The following is a 6,000-nucleotide window of genomic DNA, read 5'->3' on the forward strand; positions in this document are numbered from 1 at the left end:
GCTCTTTACTCTGCTTAATCGTGAAATTAAATGTAAAGTCCCATACCTTAAAGGCATGGAGTTTTTTGGTATGATAATTCTTGGGATTTATCATCCCAAGCTATTCATGTTTAATGGCTTCACCATCTAAGAGCCTAAGATGATTGCGTAGCACAAATAAAAAGAAGTAAGGGCATCAGCTAATCGTGGTTAAATTTGAAGCCCATTAGTTTTTGAACTGATGGGCTTTTTTTGCTTTCAAACTTGAGAAATTTCACTAAATAGCTCAGAGAAATCATCAAAATAATGAGCTTGGTAGCGTATTATCTTTAAAGAAGAAAATTTTAAGGATGAAGACAATGAGTAAAAATTTTCCAGAGAACTTTGTTTGGGGCTCCGCAACGGCAAGTTTTCAAATTGAGGGCGCCGCCAAGCAATATGGCCGTGGAGCCAGTATTTGGGATGCCTTTTGCGCGACACCCGGTAAAGTTGAGGGGGGACATACGGGCGATATAGCTTGTGATCATTACCACCGTTTCGAAGAAGATGTAAAAATGATGAAAGAGCTTGGTCTGCAAGCATATCGCTTTTCAATTGCTTGGCCCCGCATTCAGCCAGATGGCAAGGGTGAGATTAATCAAGAGGGCATCGACTTTTATAACCGCCTCATTGATTGTTTACTCGAGCATGGCATTGAGCCTTGGGTGACGCTTTATCATTGGGATTTACCATTGCCTTTACAAATTGAACATGATGGTTGGTTAAACAAGGATATTGTCGATCGTTTTGAGAAATACTCAGGTATTTGTTTTGAAAACTTTGGCGATCGTGTCAAAAACTGGATTACACTCAATGAACCTTGGTGTGCAGCGGTTTTAGGTCACGGCATTGGAGTTCACGCTCCTGGACGCATTTCATCTTCTGAGCCATATATAGCAGCCCACAATATGCTTTTAAGTCACGCGAGAGCTTATCGTGTTTACAAAAAGGATTTTGCTCATCAAGAGGGAACGATTGGCATTACAAATAATTGCGATTTCCGCTACCCTTTAACAGACAAAGCCGAAGATATTGCCGCCGCTGAGCGCAGTATGGAGTTCTTTTTGGCGTGGTTTGCCGATCCCATCTGGAAAGGTGATTACCCAGCCGTGATGAAAGAATATGTGGGGGAACGTCTGCCTGAATTTAGCGAGGAAGAAAAGCGTGAAGTCTTTGGCTCAAGCGATTTCTTTGGTCTCAATCATTACACGAGTATGCTTGCATCAGAACCTAGCGAAGACGATAACTTAGTTAGCGATATTGCCGGCAACGGCGGTATGATTGACGATCAAAAAGTTTTTCTTTCCGACGACCCAACTTGGGAAAAATCACATATGCAATGGAATATTGTTCCTGAGGGCTGTGGAGATTTACTTAAGTGGATTGCCGCTCGTTATGATAATCCGATAATTTATATTACAGAAAATGGCTGTGCTTGTGATGAACCAAGTGCAGAAATTGCCGATAATGACCTGATGCGTAAAAACTATTATGAATCCTACCTTCGCGAATCTCGCAAAGCCATAGAAACTGGCGTTGATTTACGAGGTTACTTCGCTTGGTCACTCATGGATAACTTCGAGTGGTCCTTTGGTTATAACCGCCGCTTCGGTATGTGTCGTGTGGATTACGAGACATTAGAACGCAAACCTAAGATGTCCGCTCGCTGGCTGAGTCAAACAATTGCTCAAAATGGTGAGAATATATAAAACTGTTCTTTACTTATTTAAATACGATTAAGTACTTAATGATGAAAACTTACATCGCAGAGCGATGTCACTTTAAATAGCCCACATGTAATGTGGGGTTTAGTACGAGGGCAAAAAAATTGTATGCCTTTAGGTACACTACATAATTAACCTTCTCAGTTTCATACCTCAAGGCATGATATATGTTTATCCCTTGCCTATTTAAAGTTTAATGGCTTCACCATAATTTATATATACTGTATATATATTGTAACTGATAGTACGCTTAGCCAATAGTACTCACGGTCAAACGTGATCTACAAAATTTGGCAAAGAAATGGCAATAACCTAAATTGTAATTCCACAAAACAAAAAAGGATATTGCCATGAAAATGTATACTACAAAAACAAAATTTCACTGCGGAATTGATCTTCACAAATCGATGTCTTATATCTGCGTGATGGACAAAGAAGGAAAAATATACGTGCACACAGAGATCAAAAATAATGACTTTCAGTACATGAAGAAAATCCTCTCTCCTTATTGGGATGACCTTACTATTGCCTGCGAAACTACTTACAACTGGTACAAATTATCTGATTTTTGTGAAACAGAGCCCGTTCAATTTGCCCTAGGCCATGCCCTTTATATGGGAGCAATTCATGGAGGTAAAGCAAAGAACGATAAAATAGACAGTAAAAAAATAACAGATTTGTTACGAACTAATCTCCTGCCCAAAGCGTATGCTTGTCCACGTCGGTTTCGTTCTCACCGAGATCTACTACGCCGTCGAATCAAGCTCGTGAGTATTCGCTCAGGTATATCAATTTATCTTAATCTCTTCGAAGACCAAAATAATTTAAAACATAGTTCTGCTGAGCTTCGACGAAATGCAAAGTCATCACTTCAGTTCATGGATCTTCAGACATTCCTACCAGAAGATCATGCTATGGCTCGAAACTATCAACTCAACGCCGATTTACTAAAGATGTTTACTGATCAGTTAAAACAAATAGATAAGGACCTTGTGAAATTCACCCTTGACTCTCAGTTCAAAGAAGATTTGAAATAGTGAAATCAATGAAAGGTATCGGAGATATTTTAGGTATGACTCTGGTTTATGAAACTCATGATATTCAAAGATTTAAAACTCCAGGTGATTATGCAAGTTACTGTCGCGTTGTTAAATGCAAAAAAGAAAGTGCGGGAAAAAGTTATGGTTATAGTGGGACAAAAATGGGCAACCCTAACTTAAAGTGGGCCTTTGGTGAAATCGCAATGTTAGCAAAATCAGATCCAGTAATGAAATTCTTTGCCGATGAACTCGATCAACGTCACGGTAAACGCAAAGGACGATCCATCTTTATACATAAAATATGCCGAGCTATTTATTTTATGCTTTTACGAAAGAAACCTTTTGATCCTATCGATTTTTTCGGCAGAGAAAAATATGAGCGACTCACAAAAAAAGTTCATTAAATAAATTTAGTACCTCAGTCATGAACCTATTGATTACCCTTGTTCCGTCGAAACAACTTAACTGATTAGGATATGGCTGAGTGTACACTTTACACTCACAGCAATTTACTGATGATGACCCACTCCTCCCCGAGCCCCTAAAACCCTGGACAGTCCAATAGAGAAGGACTGAGCCCTAACACCCAACTGAATGGGACGGCGAGGATATGACCGTTAGGAGTTTCTAAGGCGTTGAGCGCAGCTAAAAGAAAAAGTTGGACTGATCAACACGGTTCCTTTAAAACCGTTGACCTTATATGGATGGCTGGAGGGCTTCACTTTTGTGAAGACTCGTACCCACAAAGTTGAAATCAAGATGGGCACAAAGTAAAGAGCTAATTCTAAGCTTCGTTTTAAGCAAAAATAACAAAAAACGGATACAATAGATTATTGTCTACTTGACAAATATGGCTAAATGGATGGATAATCATGTAATTTAAAGTTCCATCCCGTTCTGAAAGAACGGCGCAGTACGCCTATGCGTACACAACAACAGCGAGGTGAAAGACCTCGTCAGGGTTGGCCGTCAGCCCTGTAGTCGAAGTCAACTGCGTCGTTGTGAAACGGGGTGGGTAGTAGGGCCTAGACGAAATATCAGTCCGTAGGATGACGAACGCGTTTCGGCCGGTCAGGGTGTCGAGCCTGCTGTGTCATGGCGAAGACCAGAGAGCGGGAGGAAGAGCTGCGTAGCCTGAGGGCGAAGTAAGCCAACTGCTCAAGTTGTACACGCTGAAGAAAGACGGAAAGAAAAGCGGTGTATAAACGCTGACAGGTGATTGGTGATGGAATGGTATGAAGATGTTGTGGATTAAGTAGGGAGACCTGTGTGGTCAGTACGGATTAATCCGCCACGCAGGAGTCAGAGCCCTCATAGTAGCGATGAAGGTGGTGAAAGCCACTGGAGCAAAGGGGGGCAGGAAGGTGAAACTGAGAAGAAAAGAATAGAAGGAATATAAGAATGTCAGAAATGGCTAAACAAATATTACGACGAGATGAACGCTTTGTTGAAATACAAGCGTGGGCGTCACCTTCTGTCTGGACGGATCAGATGCTGAAAACTCTTCATAGAGGAGTTGAAAGAGGTAAATGGTACAGCTTATCCGATAAGTTGATGCGTAAGAATAATATCATGGAAGCTTGGGAAAAAGTCTGCTCAAATAAGGGCAAACATGGAGTGGACATGGTATCAATCGAGCGCTACGAATCAGAGCTGGAGTATAATAATGCTAAGCTTCTCGAAGAACTGCAAGATGGAAGGTATGATCCCAGTGCAGTGCGCCGAGTGGAAATCCCAAAAGGTGATGGTCGAAAGACCAGACCTTTGGGAATACCCACAGTGCGTGATCGAGTAGTTCAAACAGCTCTGAAACATGTGATAGAGCCGATATTCGATATCGACTTCTCGCCCTACAGTTTTGGATTTCGTCCAAAGCTGGGTTGCAAGGATGCACTTAGACGAGTGAATGAATTGTTAAAGCAGGGCTATCTCTATGTTATGGATGCCGACATCCAAAGCTACTTCGATACTATACCACATGAGAAACTCATGAGTCGAGTCAAGGAAAAGATCATTGATGGTAAAATTCTTGATCTGATCGAACAATTCCTCAAAGCCAATATCTTTGATGGTCTCAAACATTGGGAACCTGAAGAAGGTACACCGCAGGGAGGAATTATCAGTCCTCTGTTAGCAAATATCTATCTTGATCTCTTTGATCACAAGATGACCGAGGCTGGATTCGAGATAGTGCGCTATGCAGACGATTTCCTGATCATGTGTAAAAGTAAAGAATCAGCCAAAAGGGCATTGCGCAAAACGCGAAGGTGGATGAAAGCCAATGGGCTGAAACTTCATCCAGAAAAAACGCGAATTGCCGACATGACAGAGAAGTGCGAGTACTTCGAGTTTCTCGGATACCATTTCGAGAGAACGCGAAATACACATCGCATTAAACGTTGGCCAAGGAAGCAGAGCCTGAAGAAATGCAAAGATGCCATACGCAAGAAAACGAGGAGAAGCAATAAGGACTCAATAGAGGACATAATTGCTTACCTTCGGCCAAATCTTCTCGGATGGTATCAATACTTCAAGCACTCCACTGTGTATGCAATGCGAGGTATAGATGAATTTACACGCAGAAGACTGCGCAGTATTATAGCCAAATATAATCGCAAGAAAGGTTCTCATCGCATGATTGATACTCGTAAATACAATAAAGCCTACTTTACAGATCTAGGCTTCTTTTCACTGGAGGAAGCCTGGAAACTGGAATTTCAGTCTCTTCGGAGTAAGCACTGACTGGAGAGCCGTATGCGGGAGAACCGCACGTACGGTTCGGAAGGAGGGGAGACTCCGCAAGGAGTCTTCCCTACCCTTATGCGATCATAATGCATCCTTAATTAGCGGATCGTAAACAGTTAAATAGAGTTTAACCTATCTATAGACACAAAAAAAGCCCTTCGAATTGAAGGGCTTTTTTGAATGGGAAGGAACTAAGAGTTTATTCTTTATCTTCCTTCTCTTCTTCCATTTTTTCTTTATCTTCTTCAGTAGGCGTACCTGCACCGCGTTCCACGAGTTCGTAACGTACTTTTTGAGTCCAGAATTCGAAAGCTTCCTTAAGGTCATTCCATTGGTCAAATTTACCTTTCAGAGCTTTTGTTCCCGCACGTGCATCAACTCCAGCAGCGAGTCTTTTACGACTAAATGAGTCAACAAGTTCAAATTCCATATGAGCTTGACCAACTTGCATGTGAGTACCAGTAGTAAATTTT

The 6,000-nt window shown here is 41.5% G+C and carries 6 protein-coding genes; 5 read left to right on the forward strand and 1 reads right to left on the reverse strand.

What is annotated here, in order from left to right; genetic code table 11:
- Positions 1-338: 338 nt before the first annotated feature.
- The 5 genes from LNTAR_RS02850 (at position 339) to ltrA (ending at position 5,524) form a co-directional block, all read left to right on the forward strand.
- Complete coding sequence (locus LNTAR_RS02850) at positions 339-1,727, forward strand: GH1 family beta-glucosidase (protein WP_007277128.1); 1,389 nt, start codon at positions 339-341, stop codon at positions 1,725-1,727.
- 365 nt (positions 1,728-2,092) lie between these two features.
- Positions 2,093-2,779, forward strand: coding sequence for an IS110 family transposase (locus LNTAR_RS27845; protein ID WP_007277129.1), 687 nt, complete (start codon positions 2,093-2,095; stop codon positions 2,777-2,779).
- A gap of 8 nt (positions 2,780-2,787) precedes the next feature.
- Positions 2,788-3,186, forward strand: coding sequence for a transposase (locus LNTAR_RS27850; RefSeq protein WP_052607291.1), 399 nt, complete (start codon positions 2,788-2,790; stop codon positions 3,184-3,186).
- 863 nt (positions 3,187-4,049) lie between these two features.
- Positions 4,050-4,181, forward strand: coding sequence for a hypothetical protein (locus LNTAR_RS28150; RefSeq protein ID WP_274377892.1), 132 nt, complete (start codon positions 4,050-4,052; stop codon positions 4,179-4,181).
- A gap of 2 nt (positions 4,182-4,183) precedes the next feature.
- Entirely contained in the window at positions 4,184-5,524 is a 1,341-nt protein-coding gene (gene ltrA, locus LNTAR_RS02860) for a group II intron reverse transcriptase/maturase (RefSeq protein ID WP_007276687.1), read from the forward strand.
- Between the two features lie 202 nt (positions 5,525-5,726).
- Here the strand turns inward: ltrA and LNTAR_RS02865 are convergent.
- Positions 5,727-6,000 (reverse strand): DUF3313 family protein (locus tag LNTAR_RS02865; protein ID WP_007277131.1); only part of this gene is annotated, 274 nt, incomplete at its 5' end.

Source organism: Lentisphaera araneosa HTCC2155, from assembly GCF_000170755.1.
In the GTDB taxonomy this organism is placed as follows: domain Bacteria; phylum Verrucomicrobiota; class Lentisphaeria; order Lentisphaerales; family Lentisphaeraceae; genus Lentisphaera; species Lentisphaera araneosa.

Bases quoted from the DNA above. Each gene is read 5' to 3' on its own strand.
- LNTAR_RS02850 (WP_007277128.1), top strand. From the start codon at position 339: ATGAGTAAAAATTTTCCAGAGAACTTTGTTTGGGGCTCCGCAACGGCA.
- LNTAR_RS27845 (WP_007277129.1), top strand. From the start codon at position 2,093: ATGAAAATGTATACTACAAAAACAAAATTTCACTGCGGAATTGATCTT.
- LNTAR_RS27850 (WP_052607291.1), top strand. From the start codon at position 2,788: ATGAAAGGTATCGGAGATATTTTAGGTATGACTCTGGTTTATGAAACT.
- ltrA (WP_007276687.1), top strand. From the start codon at position 4,184: ATGTCAGAAATGGCTAAACAAATATTACGACGAGATGAACGCTTTGTT.